Annotated in this window: 20 protein-coding genes and 3 pseudogenes; 13 read left to right on the forward strand and 10 right to left on the reverse strand. The window is 69.9% G+C overall.

Annotation, left to right across the window (positions count from 1 at the left end):
• Window positions 1-108 precede the first annotated feature (108 nt).
• From ACOFKX_RS09300 to rpoN, 6 genes are all read left to right on the forward strand, one after another.
• Entirely contained in the window at window positions 109-888 is a 780-nt protein-coding gene (locus tag ACOFKX_RS09300; protein WP_419827392.1) for a TerC family protein, read from the forward strand.
• Between the two features lie 31 nt (window positions 889-919).
• The gene (locus ACOFKX_RS09305; RefSeq protein ID WP_419826716.1) at window positions 920-1,540 is read left to right on the forward strand and encodes a ribonuclease D; all 621 of its coding nucleotides are present in this window, start codon (window positions 920-922) and stop codon (window positions 1,538-1,540) included.
• Window positions 1,541-1,626: 86 nt separating this feature from the next.
• The gene (locus tag ACOFKX_RS09310) at window positions 1,627-2,274 is read left to right on the forward strand and encodes an LPS export ABC transporter periplasmic protein LptC (RefSeq protein ID WP_419827393.1); all 648 of its coding nucleotides are present in this window, start codon (window positions 1,627-1,629) and stop codon (window positions 2,272-2,274) included.
• Complete coding sequence (locus tag ACOFKX_RS09315; RefSeq protein ID WP_419826717.1) at window positions 2,271-2,846, forward strand: LptA/OstA family protein; 576 nt, start codon at window positions 2,271-2,273, stop codon at window positions 2,844-2,846. Before ACOFKX_RS09310 ends, ACOFKX_RS09315 begins: the two co-directional genes overlap by 4 nt.
• Window positions 2,847-2,896: 50 nt before the next feature.
• Complete coding sequence (gene lptB, locus ACOFKX_RS09320) at window positions 2,897-3,670, forward strand: LPS export ABC transporter ATP-binding protein (RefSeq protein WP_419826718.1); 774 nt, start codon at window positions 2,897-2,899, stop codon at window positions 3,668-3,670.
• A 45-nt stretch (window positions 3,671-3,715) separates the two neighbouring features.
• Window positions 3,716-5,158, forward strand: coding sequence for an RNA polymerase factor sigma-54 (gene rpoN, locus ACOFKX_RS09325; RefSeq protein ID WP_419826719.1), 1,443 nt, complete (start codon window positions 3,716-3,718; stop codon window positions 5,156-5,158).
• Between the two features lie 78 nt (window positions 5,159-5,236).
• Here the strand turns inward: rpoN and ACOFKX_RS09330 are convergent, their stop codons facing one another.
• From ACOFKX_RS09330 to mgtE, 5 genes and pseudogenes are all read right to left on the reverse strand, one after another.
• Window positions 5,237-6,247 carry a glycosyltransferase family 4 protein gene (locus ACOFKX_RS09330; RefSeq protein WP_419826720.1) on the reverse strand — a complete coding sequence of 337 codons (1,011 nt, stop codon included), beginning with the start codon at window positions 6,245-6,247 and terminating at the stop codon, window positions 5,237-5,239.
• Window positions 6,244-7,809: an alpha-amylase family glycosyl hydrolase gene (locus ACOFKX_RS09335; RefSeq protein WP_419826721.1), complete on the reverse strand. Its 1,566-nt coding sequence runs from the start codon at window positions 7,807-7,809 to the stop codon at window positions 6,244-6,246. The genes ACOFKX_RS09330 and ACOFKX_RS09335 overlap by 4 nt, the downstream gene beginning before the upstream one ends.
• The gene (locus ACOFKX_RS09340; protein ID WP_419826722.1) at window positions 7,806-8,834 is read right to left on the reverse strand and encodes a glycosidase; all 1,029 of its coding nucleotides are present in this window, start codon (window positions 8,832-8,834) and stop codon (window positions 7,806-7,808) included. Before ACOFKX_RS09340 ends, ACOFKX_RS09335 begins: the two co-directional genes overlap by 4 nt.
• 197 nt (window positions 8,835-9,031) lie before the next feature.
• A complete protein-coding gene (locus ACOFKX_RS09345; RefSeq protein WP_419826723.1) occupies window positions 9,032-9,439 on the reverse strand; it encodes a DUF1489 family protein in 408 nt (135 codons plus the stop codon).
• Between the two features lie 31 nt (window positions 9,440-9,470).
• A pseudogene (gene mgtE / locus ACOFKX_RS09350) lies at window positions 9,471-10,881 on the reverse strand (magnesium transporter).
• Between the two features lie 117 nt (window positions 10,882-10,998).
• Between mgtE and ACOFKX_RS09355 the strand changes: the two are divergent.
• Together ACOFKX_RS09355 and ACOFKX_RS09360 are read left to right on the forward strand one after the other, a co-directional pair.
• On the forward strand, window positions 10,999-12,030 hold the full coding sequence (locus tag ACOFKX_RS09355) for an LLM class flavin-dependent oxidoreductase (protein ID WP_419826724.1): 1,032 nt from the start codon (window positions 10,999-11,001) through the stop codon (window positions 12,028-12,030).
• Window positions 12,031-12,056: 26 nt separating this feature from the next.
• Complete coding sequence (locus ACOFKX_RS09360; protein ID WP_419826725.1) at window positions 12,057-12,524, forward strand: peptidylprolyl isomerase; 468 nt, start codon at window positions 12,057-12,059, stop codon at window positions 12,522-12,524.
• A 3-nt stretch (window positions 12,525-12,527) separates the two neighbouring features.
• On the opposite strand, the gene ACOFKX_RS09365 is transcribed toward ACOFKX_RS09360, so the two are convergent.
• Window positions 12,528-13,409: a LysR substrate-binding domain-containing protein gene (locus ACOFKX_RS09365; protein ID WP_419827394.1), complete on the reverse strand. Its 882-nt coding sequence runs from the start codon at window positions 13,407-13,409 to the stop codon at window positions 12,528-12,530.
• Between the two features lie 245 nt (window positions 13,410-13,654).
• Here ACOFKX_RS09365 and ACOFKX_RS09370 point away from each other — a divergent pair, with 245 nt between their 5' ends.
• Both ACOFKX_RS09370 and ACOFKX_RS09375 read left to right on the forward strand, forming a co-directional pair.
• The gene (locus ACOFKX_RS09370; protein ID WP_419826726.1) at window positions 13,655-15,943 is read left to right on the forward strand and encodes a CDC48 family AAA ATPase; all 2,289 of its coding nucleotides are present in this window, start codon (window positions 13,655-13,657) and stop codon (window positions 15,941-15,943) included.
• An 80-nt stretch (window positions 15,944-16,023) separates the two neighbouring features.
• Window positions 16,024-16,641 (forward strand): class I SAM-dependent methyltransferase, encoded by a 618-nt coding sequence (locus ACOFKX_RS09375; RefSeq protein ID WP_419826727.1) that lies wholly within the window; start codon window positions 16,024-16,026, stop codon window positions 16,639-16,641.
• 3 nt (window positions 16,642-16,644) lie between these two features.
• Here the strand turns inward: ACOFKX_RS09375 and ACOFKX_RS09380 are convergent, their stop codons facing one another.
• Window positions 16,645-17,808 carry a phospholipase D-like domain-containing protein gene (locus ACOFKX_RS09380; RefSeq protein ID WP_419826728.1) on the reverse strand — a complete coding sequence of 388 codons (1,164 nt, stop codon included), beginning with the start codon at window positions 17,806-17,808 and terminating at the stop codon, window positions 16,645-16,647.
• Window positions 17,809-18,052: 244 nt separating this feature from the next.
• On the opposite strand from ACOFKX_RS09380, the pseudogene ACOFKX_RS09385 reads away from it, so the two are divergent.
• Window positions 18,053-18,605: pseudogene (locus ACOFKX_RS09385) on the forward strand (pirin family protein); the annotation flags it as partial.
• Window positions 18,606-18,620: 15 nt separating this feature from the next.
• On the opposite strand, the gene ACOFKX_RS09390 reads toward ACOFKX_RS09385, so the two are convergent.
• The 3 genes from ACOFKX_RS09390 to ACOFKX_RS09400 all read right to left on the reverse strand — a co-directional run bounded on the left by ACOFKX_RS09390 (window position 18,621) and on the right by ACOFKX_RS09400 (window position 20,807).
• Window positions 18,621-19,637, reverse strand: coding sequence for an LLM class flavin-dependent oxidoreductase (locus tag ACOFKX_RS09390; RefSeq protein ID WP_419826729.1), 1,017 nt, complete (start codon window positions 19,635-19,637; stop codon window positions 18,621-18,623).
• Entirely contained in the window at window positions 19,634-20,548 is a 915-nt protein-coding gene (locus ACOFKX_RS09395; RefSeq protein ID WP_419826730.1) for an ATP-grasp domain-containing protein, read from the reverse strand. Before ACOFKX_RS09395 ends, ACOFKX_RS09390 begins: the two co-directional genes overlap by 4 nt.
• 121 nt (window positions 20,549-20,669) lie before the next feature.
• Window positions 20,670-20,807 carry a hypothetical protein gene (locus ACOFKX_RS09400; protein WP_419826731.1) on the reverse strand — a complete coding sequence of 46 codons (138 nt, stop codon included), beginning with the start codon at window positions 20,805-20,807 and terminating at the stop codon, window positions 20,670-20,672.
• 294 nt (window positions 20,808-21,101) lie between these two features.
• Between ACOFKX_RS09400 and ACOFKX_RS09405 the strand changes: the two genes are divergently transcribed.
• Window positions 21,102-21,464 (forward strand): NUDIX hydrolase, encoded by a 363-nt coding sequence (locus tag ACOFKX_RS09405; protein WP_419826732.1) that lies wholly within the window; start codon window positions 21,102-21,104, stop codon window positions 21,462-21,464.
• Window positions 21,465-21,506: 42 nt separating this feature from the next.
• Window positions 21,507-21,920 (forward strand): annotated as a pseudogene (locus tag ACOFKX_RS09410) (glycosyltransferase); the annotation flags it as partial.
• Window positions 21,921-22,139: the final 219 nt, after the last annotated feature.

The raw sequence follows: 22,139 nt of genomic DNA on the forward strand, positions 1-22,139 counted from the left end.
GCGGCGAGCCATTTCATCGCCCCGTCCGCCCGGCCCGCCGATTATCGTTCGGGCGAAGCGGTCGACGCCGACTTGCTTGAAAGCCTGCCGGCGGGCACGATCCAGCGGATGCCCGACTTCGCCGCCCTGCTTACCGACCCGTCCGTCTGGGCGGCGCTCGCCACGCTGATCGTGATGGAGGTGGTGCTCGGCATCGATAATCTCGTCTTCGTCTCGATCCTGTCGAACCGGCTTCCGCCCGAACAGCAGACCAGAGGGCGTCGCCTCGGCATTGGCCTCGCGCTGGTGCTGCGCTTGGTGCTGCTCTCCACGATCGCCTGGCTGACGGGACTGACCGCGCCGGTGATCGACCTCGGCCTCCACGGCCCGCTCGTGGATGGCCATCCGGCGTTCGAGACGGCGTTGTCGGCGCGCGACCTCATCCTGATCGCGGGCGGACTGTTCCTGATCTGGAAGGCGACCCGCGAGATCCACAACACCATCGATCCCGAAGCCGGCCGAGAGGACGGTGCGGGCGCGCCGCCGCTGTCGTTCGGATCGGCGATCGTGCAGATCCTCGTGCTCGATATCGTCTTCTCGATCGATTCGATCCTGACCGCCGTGGGCATGACGACGCATCTGCCGGTGATGATCGTGGCGGTGATCGTCGCGGTGGGGCTGATGCTGATCGCCGCCGATCCGCTGGCGCGCTTCATCGGGCGCAACCCGACGGTGGTGATGCTGGCGCTGGGCTTTCTGCTGATGATCGGCGCGGTGCTGATCGCGGACGGTTTCGGCGTCCACGTGCCCAAGGGCTATATCTACGCGGCGATGGCCTTCTCGGGGCTGGTCGAAGGGCTCAACATGGCGGCGCGGCGGCGCAAGCCGAAGGCCACTTCAGGGCATTGAGCGGCGGCGCGCGCCGCCCTATGCCGCGCCGATGACAGTGCATCTCCACGAGGAAGACCTGCCCGGCGACTTGTTCGCTCCCGGCGCCGCCATTGCCGTCGATACCGAGACCATGGGGCTCGTGACGCCGCGCGACCGGCTCTGCCTCGCTCAGCTCTCGGACGGAGGCGGCGACGAGCATCTCGTCCGCTTCGCCCCCGGCAGCCGCTACGACGCGCCGAACCTGAAGGCGGTGCTCGCCGATCCGGAGCGGGTGAAGCTCTACCATTTCGCGCGCTTCGATCTCGCCGCGCTCCGCCACTATCTCGGCGTCGTCGCGGCGCCCGTCTACTGCACCAAGATCGCCTCGCGCCTGGTGCGCACCTACACCGATCGCCACGGCCTGAAGGAGCTGGTGCGCGAGATCATCGGGCAGGATATCTCCAAGCAGCAGCAATCGTCCGATTGGGGGGCGCCAACGCTCAGCGACGCGCAGAAGGACTATGCCGCCTCCGACGTGCGCTTCCTCCACCAGCTCCGCGAGAAGTTCGACGAGCGGTTGGCGCGCGAGGGCCGCACGCACCTGGCGCAGGCCTGCTTCGATTTCCTGCCGACCCGCGCCGAGCTCGACATCGCCGGCTGGCCCGAGACCGACATTTTCGCCCATGCCTGAGTCTGCTCAAAGGAGTCGCGCGGAGGCGCGTCCTCGGGCGGACAAAGGTGGCTGATCCTCGCGGCGGCGCGCGGATCGCGGGTCCGCTGTCTGACGCCGCGCGCGCCGATCGCCGCGCGCGGCGCGCCTGGGCGGCGCCGGGCTCCTCGCACGATCGGGTGGTGACGATCGCGCGCGTCGGGCTTCCCGCCGCCGGCCTCGTGCTCGCCGTCCTGCTCGCGGTGACGCCGATCACGTCGGGACGCGAGATCAGCTTCGTGCTTTCCAAGAACCGCGTCGATCGCGCGCCCGAGCGCATGAAGGTGACGCGGGCGCTGTACCGGGGCGAGGACAATAGCGGCCAGCCCTTCGCGCTCTCCGCCGCCTCCGCCGTGCAGGCGCACTCGGCCGATCCGGTGGTGAAGCTCCACACGCTCAACGCGCGCATGGGGCTCTCGGGCGGGCCCGCGATGCTGACCGCGCCGGGCGGCGACTACGACATGGCCAACGAGAAGGTCGCGCTCGCCGGGCCCGTCGCCTTCCGCTCGGCGGACGGCTATCGCATCGACACGCGCGACGTCGATCTCGACATGAAGACGCGCACGCTCGCCAGCCGCTCAGCCGTCGACGGTACCATGTCGCTCGGCCGCTTCCGCGCCGACCGGCTCGCCGCCGATCTCGACAAGCGCACCGTGGTGCTGACCGGGAAAGCGCGCTTGCATATCGTCCAGCGAAGCGGCAAGCCGCCGCGATGATCCCACGCGGCGCCGCCCTCGCAGCCCTCGCGCTCATCGCCGGGGGCGGGATCGCGCTCGCGCAGAGCGCGACCGCTCCCGGCTCGAAGCACGACAGCAACGCGCCGATCGACTGGGAGGCCGACCGTATCGAGGTGCAGGACCGCGATCACAAGGCGACGCTCGTCGGCAACGTGCGCGTGCGCCAGCAGGAGATGACGCTCACCGCCGATCGCACCACCGCGCTCTACTCTGGCAGCATCGCCGCCGGTGACGGGGGCGGAGGCGGGGCCGGTCCGAAGGTGCAGCGGCTGGACGCCAACGGCCACGTCGTCGTCACGCGACCCGGTGAGGTCGCGCGCGGCAACTACGGCATCTACGATCTCGATCGGAAGCTCGTCACGCTGATCGGCAACGTCAGCCTCGATCGCAACGGATCGGTGGTCCACGGCGGCCGCCTCGTCATCGATCAGAACACGAACCGCGCGACGGTGGACGGATCGGCGATCGGTGGGCAGGGCGCGGCGGGCACGGGCGGTCGCGTCTCGGGCCGCTTCCTCGTCGACCAGGGCAAGGGTGCGCCCTCGTCCTGAACGCATCGGCGCTTGATCGCCATGCACGAAACCTGCCAGACGTGCGCGCCATGAACGACGCCGCGCTCCACACCCGGGCCGAACCGCGCCCAGCGGCGGGCGAGCACGGGCTGTCGATCGTCTCGATCGCCAAAGCCTATGACAACCGCCCCGTGCTCCAGGACGTGAGCCTGGAGGTCGCGCGAGGCGAGGTGGTCGGCCTGCTCGGCCCAAACGGCGCGGGCAAGACGACCTGCTTCTACTCGGTGATGGGCTTGGTGAAGCCGGATGCCGGCCGCATCCTCCTCGACGACGAGGATATCACCGGGCTGCCGATGTACCGCCGCGCCGTGCTCGGCCTCGGCTACCTGCCGCAGGAGACCTCGATCTTCCGAGGGCTGACTGTGGCGCAGAACATCATGGCGGTGCTCGAGATGACCGAGCCCGACAAGACCGCGCGTGCCGAGCGTCTGGACCGCCTGCTCGCCGAGTTCCACATTGAACGGCTGCGCGACGCGCGCGCCACCGCGCTGTCGGGCGGCGAGCGACGGCGCTGCGAGATCGCGCGCGCGCTAGCCGCCGAGCCTTCGATCATGTTGCTCGACGAGCCGTTCGCGGGCATCGACCCGATCTCGATCGCCGACATCCGCGAGCTGGTACGCGACCTCAAGCGCCGCGACATCGGCGTGCTCATCACCGATCACAATGTCCGCGAGACGCTGGAGATCGTCGATCGCGCGGCGATCATCTACGACGGCAAGGTGCTGTTTCAGGGCTCTCCGCAGGCGCTGATCGCCGATCCCGACGTCCGGCGGCTCTACCTTGGCGAAGGCTTCGCGCTGTGATCTGCGGTCCGGCTGAGCCGGACCGGGCGTGAGCGGATCGAGAAGGTGAGCCTCGCCCCCCGCCTCGATCTGCGCCAGTCGCAGTCGCTGGTGATGACGCCGCAGCTCCAGCAGGCGATCAAGCTGCTGGCGCTCTCCAACCTCGAGCTCGAGGCGGCGGTCGCCGAGGAGGTGGAGAAGAATCCCCTACTGGAGGCGACGCGAGAGGACGGCGAGGACGACCCGCCGCCGGAACCAGCCACGTCGGCATCGGACGAGACCGCCGACGCCACTTCCGGCGAGGGCGAGCAGGCGCTCGACACCGATGCCGCCGGCGAGACCTTCCAGGACTCGGCCGCCGACATGATCGGTGCCGGTACCGCAGGGGGTGACGAGGCGATCGAGATCGACGGCTTCGCGGCGCCGCCCGAGACGCTCGCCGACCATCTCCTCGCGCAGGCCGGCGCGCTCCTCTCGGGCGTCGAGTTCGTCGTGGCCACGCACCTGATCGACGCGATCGACGAGGCTGGCTACCTGACCGTCACGACGGCGGAGATCGCGGAGCGGCTGGGCGTCGCCTCCACGCTCGTGGAGCGCGTGCTCGGCATCGTCCAAGGCCTCGATCCCTTGGGTGTCGGCGCGCGTGATCTCGCCGAGTGCCTGGCGATCCAGGCGCGCGAGGTCGATCGCCACGACCCGGCGATGCAGGCGCTGATCGACAATCTTCCCCTTCTCGCGCGCGGCGATCTCGCGCGGCTGCGGCGCCTTTGCGGCGTCGACGAGGAGGATCTGGCGGACATGATCCGCGAACTGCGCGGCTACGATCCCAAGCCCGGGTTGCGCTTCGCCGCGTCCGACGCGCAGCCGGTAATCCCCGACCTGTTCGTGCGCGCGGGCGCCGCGGGCGGCTGGTCCATCGAACTCAACGCCGCGACGCTGCCGAAGCTGCTCGTCGACCGCCGCTATCATGCCGAGCTCTCGCGCGGCGCCACCGATGCCGCCAGCAGGGCGTGGCTCGCCGAGCGGCTGCAATCGGCCAACTGGCTGGTTAAGGCGCTCGACCAGCGCGCGCGCACGATCGTGCGCGTCGCGACCGAGATCGTGAAGCAGCAGGACGGCTTCTTCTGCCACGGCGTCGAGCATCTGCGCCCCTGCACCCTCGCCCGCGTGGCGGACGCAATCGGGATGCACGAATCGACGGTGAGCCGCGTCACCTCCAACAAGTACCTGTCGTGCGCGCGCGGCCTGTACGAACTCAAATATTTCTTCACGAGCGCCATCCAGACTGCCGACGGCGGCGAGGCGGCGTCGGCGGAGGCGGTGCGCAGCCATATCGCCCGCCTGATCGCGGAGGAGCCGGCGGATGCCATCCTCTCCGACGATGCGCTGGTGAAGCTGCTCGCCGATCGCGGCTTCGACATCGCGCGGCGCACCGTGGCCAAATATCGTGAGGCCATGGGGCTTGGTTCGTCGGTGCAAAGGCGGCGCCAGCGGCTGCTCGCGGGGTAGACGCAAGACGCCAGGCATCGGTCGAGTTGTCGCGACAGGACCAGGACATGGCCGCTCCAGTCGCAAGCGGGAGATGCGTCAGCGTCCCAGGATGCGCCGATAGAGCGCAAGATAGGCATCGGCCATGCCATCGACGCCGAAGCGACGGACGGCGGCGGCGCGACAGGCGGCGCGGTCGATCTCGCCTAGGCGCGCCACCGCCGCCACGGCTTGCGCGGCGTTATCGACGAGGAAGCCGGTGACGCCGTCGTCGATCAGTTCGGGCATCGATCCGCGCCTGGTCGCGATCACCGGCGTGCCGCACGCCAGCGCCTCGACCACGGAGAGGCCGAACGGCTCGTCGAAGTCGATGAGGTGGAGGAGCGCGCGTGCCCGGCCCAGCGTTCGCGCCCGATCTGCGCCGCCGACCGCGCCAATGTAGCGCACGCGCACGCCATCGACGTGCGGCGCGACGTCGCGCTCGTGATGGTCGCGATCCTGGACGATCCCCGCCATCACCAGCGGCAGCCCGGCCTCGCGAGCGACGCGGATCGCGTGCGCCGGCCCCTTATCCGGGTGGATGCGGCCGAAGAAGAGCAGCGCGTCGCCTCCCCGCTCGTCGACGGGGAAGTCCTCAATGCGGATGCCGTGATGGATGGTGGCAGCGTAGCGCAGGCGCGGGTGGCGATCGGCGTCGCTGATCGCGACATAGTGCACCCGATCCTGATACGGTTCGTACATCGGCAGAATGCGATCGGACGAGAAGCCGTGGATCGTCGTCACCATCGCCGTGTCGACCAAGCCTGAAAAGGCGTGGGCGGGGAAATCCGCCTGATTGTGGATGAGGTCGAACTCCCGCGCGCGCCCGAACAGGTGAGCGAGGTGGCGATGCTCCCACACCTTGGCGTCGATCGACGGATCTTCCGAGTAGGGCGCGGGGACCACGCCGGCGAGCGTGCCGCCCGTCTCGCTGTCGAGCGTCGCGAACAGGGTGACGTCCACGCCGCGCGCGACCAGCGCCTCGGTGAGCAGGCTCGTCACCAGCTCCCAGGGCCCGTAGTGGCGCGGCGGCGTCCTCCACGAGATCGGCGCGAGCATAGCGATCTTCACGAGGCGAAGCTCCGATCGAGGAAGACGAGGCCCTCGTCGGCTAGGAGCCCATCGCGCGACGGCCGATCCAGCGTGGAGAGGAGCGGCCGCCAGTCGCCCGGCGGTGGCGTGAAGGACTGCGGCGTCGCGCCGAGGTTGAGCGCCACGAGGATGCGCTTGCGCTCGCCCCGCCGCTCGAACGCGACGACGTCGCCCCCGCTCTCGACCATCGTCAATGTTCCGGTCGCGAGCGCCGGGTGCGCGCGCCTGAGCGCGAGCAGGCGGCGGTGGAGCGTCAGCATGGCCGGCTCCGCCGCCACGTTGCGCGTCGCGACGTCGGCGTTGAGCGGCAACCATGGCGTGCCGGTGGTGAAGCCGCCATTCGCCGAACCGTCCCACGGCATCGGTGTGCGCACCGGGTCGCGGCCGAGGCCGAGCCCCGGCTCGCGCAGTTCCCGCGGATCCTGCACGCGATCCGGCGGGATCGCCACGTCGGCGAGACCGATCTCGTCGCCATAGTAGATCGTCGGGGTGCCGCGCAGCGTCAGCAGCAGCATCGCGGCGACGCGTCCCTGGGCCTCGCCGACACGGCTCGCGATGCGCGGGCGGTCATGATTGCCGAGCACCCAATTGGGCCACGCGCCTTCGGGCAACGCCGCCTCGTAGCGCGCGATCGCCTCGCGCACGGTGGCGGCGTCCCAGGCGCTCTCGACGAGCTGGAAGTTGAAGGGAAGCTGCACGCCCGGCTTGCCCACGCCATAGTAGCGGACCAGCCGCTCGACCGGCAGGTAGATCTCGCCGATCAACAGGCGATCCCCATAGGCGTCGGCGATCGCGCGCATCTCGGCGGCGATGGCGTGCACCTCCTCCTGGTCGGTGCTGTTCGTCTGGCGCACGCGCGCCATGTCGGGCATGCCCGCCCGCCAATCGGGATTGGGCGGGTTGTCACGGAAGGCGGCGTCTTTCACCATGTGCCACAGCACGTCGATGCGAAAGCCGTCGATGCCGCGATCGAACCAGAAGCGCAGCACGTCCATCATCGCGGCGCGCAGGTCTGGATTGCGCCAGTTGAGGTCCGGCTGCTCCTTCAGGAAAGCATGGTAATAATATTGTCCGGTCGCCTCGTCCCATTCCCAGGCCGGGCCGCCGAAGTCGCTGATCCAGTTGTTGGGCGGGCCGCCATCCGGAGCGGGATCGCGCCAGATGTACCAATCGCGCTTCGGATGATCGCGCGACGAGCGGCTCTCGACGAACCAGCGGTGCCGATCCGACGAATGGTTGGGCACGAGGTCGAGCAGCACGCGGAGGCGCAGGTCGTGCGCCCGAGCCACCAGCCTGTCGAGGTCGGCGAGCGTTCCGAAGCGCGGATCGACATCGACATAGTCCGCGACGTCGTAGCCGAAGTCCGCCATCGGCGACGGGAAGATCGGCGACAGCCACAGCGCGTCGACGCCGAGATCGACGAGGTGACCAAGCCTAACCGTGATCCCGTTCAGGTCGCCGATCCCATCGCCGTCGCTGTCCTGAAACGAACGCGGGTAGATCTGGTAGATCGTCCCCGTCTCCCACCACGGTCGGCTCATGCGAACCGGGCCTTGGGGATGAAGCTCATCCGGCAGGCGAGATCGGCTTCGCCGCTCGCCACGATCCAATGGTCGCCGCCGTCTGCGATGCCGGTCGAGAAGACGACCGGGCTCGGCAGGTAGAGCCGGTCGGCGATCGGTGCCGTAAGCGCGGGCGACGCCTCCAGCAGCGGCACCTCGTCGTCGCCACCGACGATGCGCCACGGCTCGTGCGCGTCGAGCAGAGCCCAGAAGCTGCGGTAGACGCCGACCGCGCCTCTCCGCTCGACCCCATGCCAGATCGTCAGCCAGCCCCCGTCGGTCAGCACGGGAGGCGTCCCGCCGCCGACCTTCATCGCGAAGGGCGAGCCGGCGCGCGGCCGGATCAGCGGCTGCTCCAGCGGCTTCCAGTGCAGGCCGTCGGGCGAGCGCGCGAGATTGATCGATGGGCCGCCGGCGAAGGGGCTGCCCGGCGGCTCGGCGAACCACAGTTCCCCCAAGGGGCGGGTGAGCGCCATGACCATCCCGCCGATGCGGCCTTCGAACAGCACCATGTCCTTGTTCTGGTGATCGAGCACGAGGCCCTGCGGCATCCACGCGATGCCGTCCTCCGACACGTGCAGCGCCGTCCCATGCCGCTCCGACCCGACCACGCAGCTCGTCATCCAGTAGCGCCCGTCTATGCGGCTGATGCGCGCGTCCTCGATCCCGAATTGTTGCCACGAGGCGACTGGTTCGATCGCGCGATCATAGTGGACCGCGACGACCTGCCGCCCATCCGGGGAAAGCTCCACCGGCAGCAGCCACGAGAGCGAGGTGAGCGCGAGCATGCGATGAGCGCGACCGGGCAGCTCGAACTGCCGCGGATCGGTCATGTCCACCTGGTCGAGCGGCCACGCGTCGAGCGTGTACCCGTCCGGCGTCCAGCGGATCGAGCGCACCGCGCCGCCGGCGACCGGCTCGGCCAGCGCCTCGGCGACACGCACCATGAGCAGCAGGTTGCCGTCTGGCAGCCGCACGAGCCCGGGATTGAACGCGCCGAGCACCAGTGTCGGCTCCGCGATACCCCGCCGGAGCGGCGAGCGCGCGAGGTCGACGTCGTCGGGCCCGAAGATCAGGATATCGTCGATGGCCGATCCTCCCGGCTGCGCGAACGTGGGCGCAGCAGGCGGGTTCCGGCTCGATGCGAGATCGGCCGTCCTCGGTTCGGCCGCAACGGCTCTCTACGCCGTTGCCGCTCCCGCTAGATCAGCGCGAGCGCGGCGAGTTCCGCGGCGACCGCGCTCGGCAGCGCCGCCAGCCCCTCCGCCTCGCCGTCACCGAGATCGGAGGGCGCGGCGTCGGCGGCAAGGTAGCGCCAGCCCTGGTGCGCGCGCTTGGGTGTCGCGCGAACCGGGATCAGCTCGGGCGCCACCCGGATGCGGATGCGGCGCGCATCTTCGGGATCGTCGCCGAAGCCGAGGATCGTGCTGCGCGCCACCAGCCGATGCCGGACGATCCAATAGAGCGAGCCGCCCACCACCTCCGCGTGACGCGTCGGGCGATAACGCGTGCCGACCCAGCTCTCACCCTCTGCCACCCGACCGAGCAGGCGATCCCTCAACGCATCGGCATCGCCGCAGCCGACCGCGACCTTGGTGAGGTGGAGCATGGCCGGGAGATGGGGACGGCCGCGCCCCGCCTCAACGGAGGAACAGCGTCGCGAGCCCCAGGAAGCTGAAGAAGCCCATGCAATCGGTGCACATCGTCACGAACACCGCCGAGGACACCGCCGGATCGACGCGCGCGCGATCGAGCGTGATCGGGATCAGCACGCCCGCCGTTCCCTGCCATCAGGTTGTTGATGAGGATAGCGGCGCCGAACACGATCGACAGGTCCGCCCGCCCGTAGATCAGGTAGGAGCCGATGCCGATCAGCACGCCGAGCACCGCGCCGTTGCTGGCCGCGATGCGGAACTCGCGCCAGATCGTCCGCCAGGTATTGGACGAGGTGAGCTGGTTGGTGGCGAGCGCGCGCACCACCACCGCCAGCGTCTGCGTGCCGGCGTTGCCGCCCATGCCGGAGACGATGCCCATCAGCGCCGCCAGCACCGCGAACCTGGCGATCTCCGCGTCGAACAGGTTGACGACCGATGCCGCGATCATCGCGGTGCCGAGGTTCACCACCAGCCACACCAGCCGGGTGCGGACGGTGAAGCGGATCGGCTCGTTGATGTCGCCGTCGCCCGCGCCGGAGAGCGCCAGCACGTCCTCGCCCGCCTCCTCCTGGATGATGTGGACGACGTCGTCGACGGTGATCATGCCGACGAGCCGCCCCGATCCGTCCACCACGGCGGCCGAGATCAGCGCGTATTTCTGGAAGCGGAGCGCCACCTCCTCCTGGTCCATGTCCACCGGGATCAGCGTCTGTTCGCGCTGCATGACGTCGCCGAGCGGGATGCCCGCGGGCGTGCGCAGCAGCCACGACAACATGCAGGTGCCGACCGGGTGGTGGCGCTCGTCGACGACGAACACCTCCCAGAAGTCGGTCGCCAATGCGTCGCCGCCCCCCTGGAGATAGGCGAGCACGTCGCCGACACGCCAATGCTCGGGCACCGCGACGAGGTCGCGCTGCATCAGGCGGCCGGCGGATTCCTCGGGGTAGGACAGCGCCTCCTCGATGGCGGCGCGATCGTCGGGATCGAGCGCGCGCAGCACGGCGCGCTGCTCGTCCTCGTCCATGTCCTCGATGATCGCGACGGCGTCGTCGGTATCGAGCTCGGTGGCGAGCGCCGCCACCTGCGCGGGTTCGAGCGCCTGGAGCACCTCGTCGCGCACCCAATCGTTCATCTCGGCGAGAACTTCGCCGTCGAGCAGCTCGGCGAGCGCGGTGGCGAGCTCCTCCCGCCTGTCGCCGCGCACCAGTTCGAACAGGTCCGCTATGTCGGCGGGGTGGAGCGGACGCACGAGATCGCGCGCGCCCTCGGCATCGCCCTCGTCGAGCTGATCCAGCACCGCGTCGACGAAGTCGGGCGTCAGCCGGTTATCCTCGTCGTGGTGGGGCTCAGCGCCGCTCGGATCGAGGCCGGGCTCGATCTCGGGACGGGTATCGATATCGATGTCGCTCACGGATCGCCTCCCCCCTGGCCCGCGCCGGCTCTACGCGGGTCGCCGCCGCGTGCAAGCACGCCACGCCCTTTCGCCCGGTGAAGGCCGCCCTACATCCGCGTCATGACCTATCGTCTCTCGGTGCTGGACCAATCCCCGATCGCGGCCGGCTCCGATGCCGCGCAGGCGGTGCGCGACACGATCGACCTCGCGCGGACCGCCGACCGGCTGGGCTATCATCGCTACTGGCTGGCCGAGCACCACGCCTCGCCTGCGCTGGCGGGTGCCGCGCCCGAGGCGCTGATCGGGCCGGTGGCGCTCGCCACGCACAGCATTCGCGTCGGCTCGGGCGGGATCATGTTGCCCCACTATTCGCCGTTCAAGGTCGCCGAGACCTTCCGGCTGCTCTCCGCGATCGCGCCGGGACGAATCGATCTCGGCATCGGGCGTGCGCCGGGCAGCGACGGCCGCGCCGCGCTCGCGCTCCGGCAGGATCGGAACCGGGGGTTCGGCGCGGAGGATTTCCCGCAGGCGCTCGCGGAACTACTCGCCTATCTCGACGAGCGGCCCGACGGCGGCTTGCCCGCCGGCCATCCCTTTGCGATTCTGCGCGACACGTTGCCGGCGGGCGGCGGCTCGCCCGAACCGTGGCTGCTCGGCTCCTCGCCCGACAGCGCTCGGCTCGCCGGGGCGATGGGGTTGCGCTACTGCGTGGCGCACTTCATCAACTCGGACGGCGCGCCGCTCGTCGAGCTCTATCGGCGGAGCTTCACACCCTCGCCCGGCCTCGGCGCGCCTCAGGTGGCGGTGGCGGCCTGGGCGATCGCCGCCACGGACGCGGAGGAGGCGCACCGGCTCGCCGCGCCGTCGATGATGATGTTCGCGCAGCTGATGCGGGGAAGGTTGGTCGCAGTGCCGCCCATCGAAGAGGCGGTGGCATGGCTTGCCGCCAACCCCCAGCCGGCGGTTCTTCGCGTACGCATGTCGCTCGGCACGCCGCGTGAGGTGCGCGCCGGCATCGACGCGGTCGCTGACGCATATGGCGCGGACGAGGTGCTCCTTGCCAACATCCTGTTCGATCACGCCGCGCGCCGTCGATCCTACGAACTCGTCGCCGCCGAATACGGGCTGGCGGAGTTGGAAACCGCCGCCTAGGCAGAGCCGAACAGAAGGAGAATTACATGGCCGACGATCCCGAGAACACGCTGATCCTCACGCTGGAGCCGGGCGACGTCACCATTCGCTTGCGCCCCGATCTCGCGCCCGGCCATGTCGAGCGGATCAAGGAGCTGACGCGCGAGGGCTTCTACGACGGCGTCGTTTTCCACCGCGTGATCCCAGGCTTCATGGCGCAGGGCGGCGATCCCACCGGCACCGGCATGTCGGGCTCGAAGAAGCCCGATCTCAAGGCGGAGTTCTCCAGGGAGCCGCACGTGCGCGGCATTTGCTCGATGGCGCGGACGAGCGCGCCGGACTCGGCCAACAGCCAGTTCTTCATCTGCTTCGACGACGCGACCTTCCTCGACAACCAGTATACAGTTTGGGGCGAAGTCGTATCGGGCATGGAGCATGTCGACGCACTGCCCAAGGGCGAGCCGCCGCGCGCGCCCGGCAAGATCGTCAAGGCCAGGGTCGCCGCCGACGCCTGAGCGTCAGGCCGGGAGCCCCTCGACAAGCCAGTCGTGGAACAGCTTGACCGGCCGGCGTTGCAGCGCCGGCCGGCGGCACACGAACCAGTAGCTGACCTGACTGTCGACGGCATTGTCGAACAGGCTGACAAGGCGCGAATCCTTGGCACCTTCGAGATGGAGATCGAGCATCAGCGCCACGCCCAGCCCCTCCGCCGCGCTCTCCAGCATGAGCTGGCCGGAGTCGAAGTGGTCGATCGCGCCGGGCTCCAGGGCCGGGATGCCGATGGCTTCCCGCCAGAGCTGGAAGTTCAACGGCATGTCGCGGTGCAGCAGGATCGTCGCGCGGGCGAGATCGCTTGGCTCGCGGATGGCGCCGTCCCCTTCCAGCAGCGAGCGTCCGGCGATGGCGACCACGCGGTTACGGCTCAGCCGACGGCTGTAGACGGCGGCCTCGATCTCGGGAGCCAGCACGATCGCCGCGTCGAGTCCGTCGTTCAGACGGGCCAGACCATGGGCGGCGGTATCGACGTCGATGTGGAGGTTGGGATGACGCGCGCGCAGCTCGGGCAGGCGTGGGATGAGCTGCCGCGAGGCGTAAAGCGGCAAGACGCCCAAACGGAGCCGCATCGCGTCGGGTTCGCCGCGCACCTGATCGACCGCCACCGCGAGCGAATCAAGCGCCGGCGCGATCCGCGATAGCAGCAGCTCCCCATCCGGATTCAGCGTCATGGCTTGGTGGCGGCGCGTGAACAGCGGCCGACCAAGGAACCGCTCCATGGCTTGCACGCGACGACTGAGCGCCGGGGAGGATAGCGACAAATCCTCGGCGGCCGCCTTGATCGAGCCCAGTCTGGCGACCTGAACGAAAGCCTCGACGGCGGTAAGTGGCGGCAGTCGCCTCATCGAACATGCTCCGGGTGCCGGTCCCCGAATGAGAGTAAGTTGCGGTGCACATATTGCAACTGCGATAAGCGGTGTTCGCACTTGCACAATAGGCTGTATCGGCACAGAAGGATCGGGCCTTTCAGGCATCCTCTCCTAACCTCACAAGGGTCGGCCTTCGGGCCGGCCCTTTTTTTCTGCCGACGCTCGCACCTTAGCGAGAGCGCGGGCGTTGCCACTCTCTCGTCACGCCGACGGAGCGAAACATGGCCGACGCCGAGCCTCAGAACGATCAGAAGAACCGCCGCCTCCAGGTCGCCAATGCTCGATCGGAGGACAGTGGGCACGGCCTTGCCCGGCTGTCGCGCGCGGCGATGCAGTCACTGGGCGTCGTCGAAGGCGACGTCGTCGAGATCGTCGGCAAACGCGCGACACCCGCGCGCGCGGTGCTGCCCTATGCCGAGGACGAAGGACTCGACATCCTGCGCCTCGATGGCCTGCAGCGCGCCAACGCGGGCGTCGGCTCAGGCGACTTAGTGGAAGTGCGCAAGGCGGATTCGAAGCCGGCTACGCGCGTCGTGTTCGCGCCCGCACAACAGAATCTGCGTCTCCAGGGCTCGGGCGCGGCGCTTAAGCGCTCGTTCCAGATGAAGCCGCTGAACGCTGGCGACGTCGTTGCAACCACCGGCCAGCAACGCGTGGCGTCGGAGGAGCTGCCGCCGCAACTTCGCCAGATGCTCAACCGGCCGGCCTATTCGCTGCAGGAAATCCGGCTGGTCGTGGTGTCGACGACGCCCAAGGGCATCGTCCACATCGACCAGTCCACCGAAGTCGAGCTGCGCTCCGAATATGAGGAGCCGCGCGAGGCGCGCCGCGCCGACGTCACCTACGACGATCTCGGCGGCCTGGGCGACACGATCGACCAAGTGCGCGAGATGGTCGAGCTGCCGCTGCGCTACCCCGAGCTGTTCGAGCGGCTGGGTGTCGAGCCGCCCAAGGGCGTGCTGCTTCACGGCCCGCCCGGCACCGGCAAGACCAGGCTCGCGCGCGCGGTCGCCAACGAGAGCGACGCCGAGTTCTTCATCATCAACGGTCCCGAGATCATGGGCTCCGCCTACGGGCAGTCCGAGCAGCAGCTCCGCGACGTGTTCGAGCAGGCGGCGAAGGCATCGCCTTCCATCGTGTTCATCGACGAGATCGACTCGATTGCCCCCAAGCGCGGACAGGTGCAGGGCGAGGCGGAGAAGCGGCTGGTTGCCCAGCTCCTCACGCTGATGGACGGGCTGGAGAAGCGCGCCAACGTCGTCGTCATCGCCGCCACCAACCGGCCGGAGGCGATCGACGAGGCGCTTCGCCGGCCCGGCCGCTTCGATCGCGAGATCGTCATCGGCGTCCCCGACGAACGTGGGCGTCGCGAAATTTTCGGCATCCACACACGCGGCATGCCGCTCCAGCAGGATGTCGACCTTCAGGAGCTTGCGCGCACCACCTACGGCTTCGTCGGCGCGGACGTGGCGGCGCTGGCGCGCGAGGCGGCGATCGAGGCGGTGCGGCGTATCATGCCCAAGCTCGACCTCTCCGAGCGCACCATCCCGCCCGAGGTGCTCGACGAGCTGCGCGTCACGCGAGACGATTTCCTCGCCGCGCTCAAGCGGGTGCAGCCGTCTGCGATGCGCGAAGTGATGGTGCAGGCGCCCAATGTGGGCTGGGACGATGTCGGTGGCCTCGACGAGGCGCGCGAGCGGCTGCGCGAGGGCGTCGAACTGCCGCTCAAGCACCCCGACAGCTTCCGCAGGCTGGGCATCCGCCCGGCCAAAGGCTTCCTGCTCTACGGCCCGCCGGGCACGGGCAAGACGCTGCTCGCCAAGGCGGTGGCGCGCGAGGCGCAGGCCAACTTCATCGCCACCAAATCCTCGGACCTGCTGTCGAAATGGTACGGCGAGAGCGAGCAGCAGATCGCCCGGCTGTTCGCGCGTGCGCGGCAGGTGGCGCCGACGGTTATTTTCATCGACGAGCTCGACAGCCTCGTGCCCGCGCGTGGCGGCGGTCTGGGCGAGCCGGCGGTCACCGAACGCGTCGTCAACACCATCCTCGCCGAGATGGACGGGCTGGAGGAGCTGCAATCGGTGGTCGTCGTCGGTGCCACCAACCGGCCCAACCTGATCGACCCGGCGCTGCTCCGCCCCGGCCGCTTCGACGAGCTCGTCTATGTCGGCGTACCCGACGAGGCCGGGCGGCGGCGCATCCTCGGCATCCACACCGCGTCGATGCCGCTCGCGGAGGACGTGGATCTCGACGAACTCGCGGCGCGTACGGCGCGCTACACGGGTGCCGACCTGGAGGACCTGACGCGCCGCGCCGGGCTCACCGCGCTCCGCCGCTCGCTCGATGTCGGACAGGTGACGATGGCGGACTTCGAGGCGGGCCTGGGCGAGATGCGCGCCTCCGTCACCTCGGAGATGGAGCGCGACTACGAGCAGATGGCGGCGCGGCTCAAGCAGGACGCGCTGGCGATCCAGCCGATCGGCTTCGTGACGCCGGGCACGCGCGAGTGACCGATGCCAAGCATGTGCTTGCCAACCGCACCCGCAGACGCCAACGCTGGCGAAGGGCCATGCGCCCGGACGGAGACAGCATGACCGGATTTCCAGCCGAGCGCAGCGCCGATCGATCGCGAGGTCCACGCCGCGCACCCAGCCCGATGGCGATGTTCTTCAAGGGTTTCCTGAAGCATCCGGTGATGGTCGGCTCGATCATCCCGTCGTCACGGCAACTCATCCAGCGGATGCTGGCGCCCGTAGATTGGCAACGGACGCGGGTGTTCGTCGAATATGGTCCCGGCGTCGGCACGTTCACGCGCCCGATCCTCGATCGGCTGGGCTCGGCCGCGACGCTGGTCGCGATCGACACCAATGCCGATTTTTGCGATTACCTGCGCGCCGCTATCATCGATCCGCGACTGAAGGTGGTCCACGGCTCGGCGGCGGACGTCGGCGCGATCCTGAAGCGGCTGGGCCTCGCGCAGGCGGATCACATCATCTCCGGCCTGCCCTTCTCGACGCTGCCGCCCGGCGTCGGCACGGCGATCGCCGACGCGACGGCGGCGGCGCTGCGCCCCGGCGGCAGCTTCCTCGTCTACCAGTTCCGTCCGAGCGTGCGCGACATCATCGCGCCCTCCTTCGATCGCGTCGAGCACGCCTTCGAGCCGATCAACGTGCCGCCCGCGCAGCTCTGGTGGTTTCACCGGGATTGACGATCAACCCGCGATCTCGTCGCTGCCCGACGGCAGGTTGAGCCGCCGCGTAACCGAGAAGTCCACCACGGCGACGAGGAAGTAGGCGGCGCTCCACCGCGCCCGCGTGACCGGACCGGCGGCCTTGCGCAACCGTTCGCGCGTCGCCTCGCGCGAGCGGGCGATCTCGCCGTCGATATAGGCGCGCATCCGGTCGGCGAAGCCGGCGTCCTCGATCCGCAGCATGATCTCCAGGTTGAGGAAGAGACTGCGCATGTCGCAATTGGCGGAGCCCAGGTAGGTGGCGTCGTCGATCACGAACAGCTTGGTGTGCAGCTTGCCCGGCTGATACTCGAACACGCGCGCGCCGTGGCGCAGCAGCCGGGGATAGGTGTGGCGCGCGGCGGCGATCGTGGTTTCGTTGTCGGACTTGGCGGCGGTGACGATCCTGACGTCGCCACCCCGCGCAAGCCGCCCGATGCGGCGCAGCACGCCGAGACTCGGCGCGAAATAGGCCGCCACGATGTCGCCGCGCCGCCCGCGCTTGATGTCGGCGCGCAGCGCGTTCGCCCATGGGCTCAGCCGCCGCGTCGGGCCGCCGAGCAGCCAGCGCAGGCGGCCCTCATCCTGGCTCTTGTCGACGATCAGGCGATTGAGATCGCGGATACGTCCGGCGGGACGACCCGCCCACTCCGTAAGCGCGTCGAAATAGCCGGCGAGGTGGCACGCCGCAGGACCCTCCACGATCAGGCCGAGATCGCGCCAGCCCCTGTCACCTTCGGCGAAATAGTCGTCCTCGACGTTGAAGCCGCCGATCAGCGCCCTCATCTCGTCGGCGAGCGCCAGCTTCTGGTGGTTGCGCAAGAGGTAGCGGCGCCCGACGCGCGGGCTGAACCGGCAGGCGCTCGCGCCCGCCTCCTCCAGCGGCTTCAGGAAATCGTCGCCAAGATCGCTGCCGAAGCCGTCGACGATCAAAGCCACGTCCACGCCCCGGCGGCAGGCCGCCACCGCCGCGTCGCGCACCCGCCGCCCGGAAGCATCGTCGGCGAGAGTGTAGTAGAGCAGGCGCAGCGACGTGCGCGCGTCGTCGATCGTCGCGATCAGCGCGTCGAGCTGTTCCGGCCCTTCCGTCAGCAGCGTGAGGCGGTTGCCCTCCACCTCCGCCGCGATGCGTTCCCGTTCCGCCATGATGCCGCCTTGTCGAGACGCGGCGCTCTCGAGGCAAGCACTCAGCCGGCTACTCGGGACGCCGGCACGCCCAAAAGCACAGATCAGCACCTGCGCGCCCGAGGCGACGCGGCGACGGCGGCATGAGTTCGGGCTGGCTTGCCAAGCCTGAACGGCGAGCGACGCGGGGCGAGCAGGTCGGGTGCGTCGGTCGTGCCGCCGCGCGACCGTCTGCTCGGAGACACCTAAAGCCAGCAACCCGCCGGCGACACGCACCGGCTTCCCGCCGCACCCGCACGCCGACATGGAGATCGTCACCTATGTTCGCGAAGGTGCGATCACGCACCAGGAGTCGCTCGGCAACACCGGCCGCACCGGAGCGGGGGACGTGCAGGTGATGAGCGCCGGCTCGGGCGTCCGCAACTCCGAGTACAACCGAGAGGACGAGACCACCCGGCTCTTCCAGATCTGGATCGAGCCCCGCGGCCGGGGCGGCGCGCCGTCCTGGAACACCAGACCTTTCCCGCGCGGCGAGCGGTCGGGCCGCTTCGTCACGCTGGCGAGCGGCTTCGCGGGCGACGAGGACGCGCTGCCGATCCGCGCCGAGGCGCGCGTGCTCGGCGCCACGCTGAAGGCTGGCGAGAGCGCGGACCATGCGATCGGCGTCGGCGCCACGGCTACCTCGTGCCCGCCGCCGGGCACGTCGAGGTAACGGCGTCGCGCTGGCGCCGCGCGACGGTGCCGCCATCGCCGACGAGGCGACGATCCGCGTCACTGCGCTCGATGATGCCGAGATCGTGCTGGTGGACGCCGCCTGAGCGGGCGCGAAGCGTTCAGGCGGTGCCGATCACCTGCGCCGCGAACTGCTCCATCTCCTCGGCCTGCGGGCTCATCTGGAGCAGCAGCAGGTCGAGGCCGGCGCCCTCGTAATCGGCGATGCGCTGCCGAATCTGCTCGGGCGTGCCGACGAGATCGGGACGCAGGCCGCGGTTCGATACCGAATATTCCTGGATGCGCAGCTCGCGCTCCAGCTCGGTGCCGGACAGCCACTGGTCGAAATTGGCGTAGCCGGAGGGCAGCTCCTTCACCTCCAGGATCCGCGCCAGCTCGCGCCGCGCCTCGGCCTCGCTGTCGCGCACGATCGCGTAGGCGGCCATGCCGAAGGTCATCGGCGCACCGCCCGCCGCCGCCCTTCGCGCGCTCATGTCGGCGATCTTGGGCGCGATCGCGGCGACCGGATCGCCGTGCATGACGTAGGCGTCGCATTGGCGCGCGATCATCGCCTTCGCCGTCTCGCTCTCCCCACCCGCGTAGACGATCGGGCGGTGCAGCGGCTTGGGCGCGCAGATCGCCTCCTCGGTGCGGTAGAAGCGACCCCCATAGCTGAAGCGATCCTCGCTCCATAGGCCGTTCACCACCTCCAGCCACTCCGCCGTGCGCGCGTAGCGATCGTCATGCTGGTCGAACTGGAGGCCGTACTGGCGCGCCTCGTCCGCCCACCAGGAGGAGACGACGTTGAGCGACAGCCGCCCGCCCGCGATGCGATCGATGTTGGCCGCCGCCTTGGCGAACAGCGCGGGCTGGTGGAAATTGGGCCGGACGGCGACCATCAGCTCCTGGCTCGTCGTCACCGCCGCGATCGCCGCCGCCGTCGACCAGGCGTCGAGCGCGGGCGCGTCGGCGCCCTTGATGTCGTTGAGGTTGAGTTCGGCGATCAGCGTCAGGTCGTAGCCGATGCGCTCGGCCCGCACCGCGAGATCGCGGACATAGGCCCAGCTCGCTTCCATCCGCTCGTCGGCCACGTTGCGCAGCCAGCCGCCGAACACCGGCATCCAGTAGCCGTACCTCATGCGCGCCGCTCCACCATCGTCTCCAGCCAGTCGACCAGCCGCTCGTGCGGATCCCAGCCGAGCACGTCCAGCGGGTTGGCGACGAAGTTCGAGAAGCCGTTGACGTCGTAGAAGCGCGGGGTTCCGTCGCGATCGTCGATCATCACCTCGACGCCGCCGATGTCGATGCCCGCTGCCTTCGCGATCCGCTCCGCCGCCTCGATCAGCGCGGGCGCGGGATCCGCGCGCGCGATCGTGACGGCGGGCTTGCCGGGCGCCGCGAGGCACGCGTCGGCGGGGCACAGGTCGAAGCCGCCGCCGCCGTCCACGTCGATCGCGTAGAGGAAGCGGCCGCCCATGGTCTCCAGCCGCGTGATCCTGCCGCCACGGACAGGCACATACTCCTGCACCAGCCACACGCGGTCGATGCTGTCGGGCACCATGCCTTCCGCCGCCATCGCGCGGAGCTGCTCCAGGTCGTCATAGCGGATGATGCCCGCGCCCGATCCGCCGATATTGGCCTTCACCACCAGCGGAAAAGCAAGTTCCGCCGCCGCGCCCGCGATGTCCGCCCGCCTGTGCACGACGCGCGTCGCGGGGACGGCCAGCCCGAGGCGCGCGATCAGCGAGAGCTGCCGCGCCTTCGATGCGTCGATGGCGAGCGCGGCCGCGCCGTTCAGCACCCGCGCGCCGGCATCCGCCCAGTGCGCCATCAGCGCCTGCGCGTAGAAGATCGGGTGATCGCCCTCACGCAGGAAACTCGACATCGCGATGCGGTTGAAGATCAGCGGCGCGGGGGCCACGCGACCGGCGGGATCGAAGCCGTGGCCATCAGCGTGGATCGCGGCGTAGGCGATGCCGCGCCGATCCAACGCGGCGAACAGCGGCGCGAGCCACTGCGGATGCTCGTACAGCAAGGCGAGACCAGCCACGCGAAACCTCATGTCGCGACGCGCGGGAGGGCGCCGACGGACGGGCCAACGCACCGGATGGCAAAGCGCCGCCTTCCGGCGGACCGAACGCGGTTCGGGCGCGCCGCCCCGAACGCGTGCATCATGCCAGGATCGGCGCGCGTGCCGGCCCGTCCGCCAGCCACGCCACTGTCGCACTCTCGCGGTTGACGAGCTCGCCGCCGAACATCCAGCCTTCCCACGTCAGCCGGTTGCCGAGATCGAAGCCGCGCATACGCACCGACCGGCCGCGCCATCGATCAGCCGGGCGCCATCGGCACGCCATATCGGACCGCGACGGCGTCAGACTGGAACGCCGCCGCGAGCAGCACGAACGCGACGGCGAACGGTCCGCGAGGCATCACGGCGCTTCCACGGCGGATCGGCGTTAAGCGCGCGGCGAACCCGCTGTGAACCGACGCGCGGCCACCGCAACGGGCCCGCGACCGCTTCGTTCGCACGCCATGCCGACGAGTATCTTGCCCGAGCGCGCGATGGCGGCGCTCGCCCGCCTGCGTAGCCTGATCCCCGATCGGTGGCGGCGCGACGGCGTGCTGGGACTGCCCTTCACGCCCGAAGGACGCGTGGTGCTCGTCCGCCACACCTATGTCGCGGGATGGTATCCGCCGGTGGCGGCCGGCGGCGCGGTGAGGCGCCCCGCGCCGCGGTGGAGCGCGAATTGCGGGAGGAGATCGGCCTCACCTCCTACTCGGCGATCGAGCGGGTGGCGACGGGCGAACCCGGTCTCGCCGTCTTCCTGCTGCGCGACGTCCGCTATCGCCCCAGGCGATCGCTGGAGATCGCGGAGATCGTCGCCTGCGATCCGGCGGCGCTGCCGGCCAGCGCCAGCCCCAGGCTGCGGCGGCTGCTGTGCATGGTGGGTGCTGTTCCAACGTGAGGCGAACGCAACGGAAGCGTTCCGATCGGGTTCTGTTCGACGATGGGAGCAGCGAGACGAGGGCGAGCCGTCGCGGTCGCCATTCCGGTGCGGAACGAGGCGGACGGGCTGTCCGGCTGCCTCGCGGCGTTGGACGTCGCGGCCGCCCTTCATGACGGGCCGGTCTCCGTGCTGGCGCTCGCGAACGGCTGCACCGACGCCAGCATCGCGATCCTACGCGCGGCGCGGCCCCGGCACCTGTCGCTCGGCTGGCACGAGACGGTGTTGCCGTCCGAACGCGCACATGCCGGTTGGGCTCGCCGGCTGGCGCTCGATGCCGCCGCCGACCTGCTGCGCGAGCCGGACGACCTGCTGCTCTCCACCGACGCCGATACCCGCGTCGACCCGCGCTGGATCGCGGCGACGATCGCGCACGTCGATGCGGGCGCGGACGCGGTCGCGGGGCGCGCACTAACCCGGCGCGCGGATCGCGCCGCGCTGGGCGCCGCCGCGAAGGCGCGACTCGACCTGCTGACGCGCTACTTCGTGGCGATCGATTGGCTGCGTGCGCGCACCGCGCCACCCGCCGATCCGTGGCCGCGCCATTACTACGAGGGCGGCGCCAGCATCGCGACGACGCTCGCCGCGTACCGGGCGACCGGCGGCGCGCCGACCCCGCCGGTGGGCGAGGATCGC

The sequence above is a fragment of the Sphingomonas sp. genome (assembly GCF_965200105.1).
Taxonomy (GTDB): Bacteria; Pseudomonadota; Alphaproteobacteria; order Sphingomonadales; family Sphingomonadaceae; genus Solisphingomonas.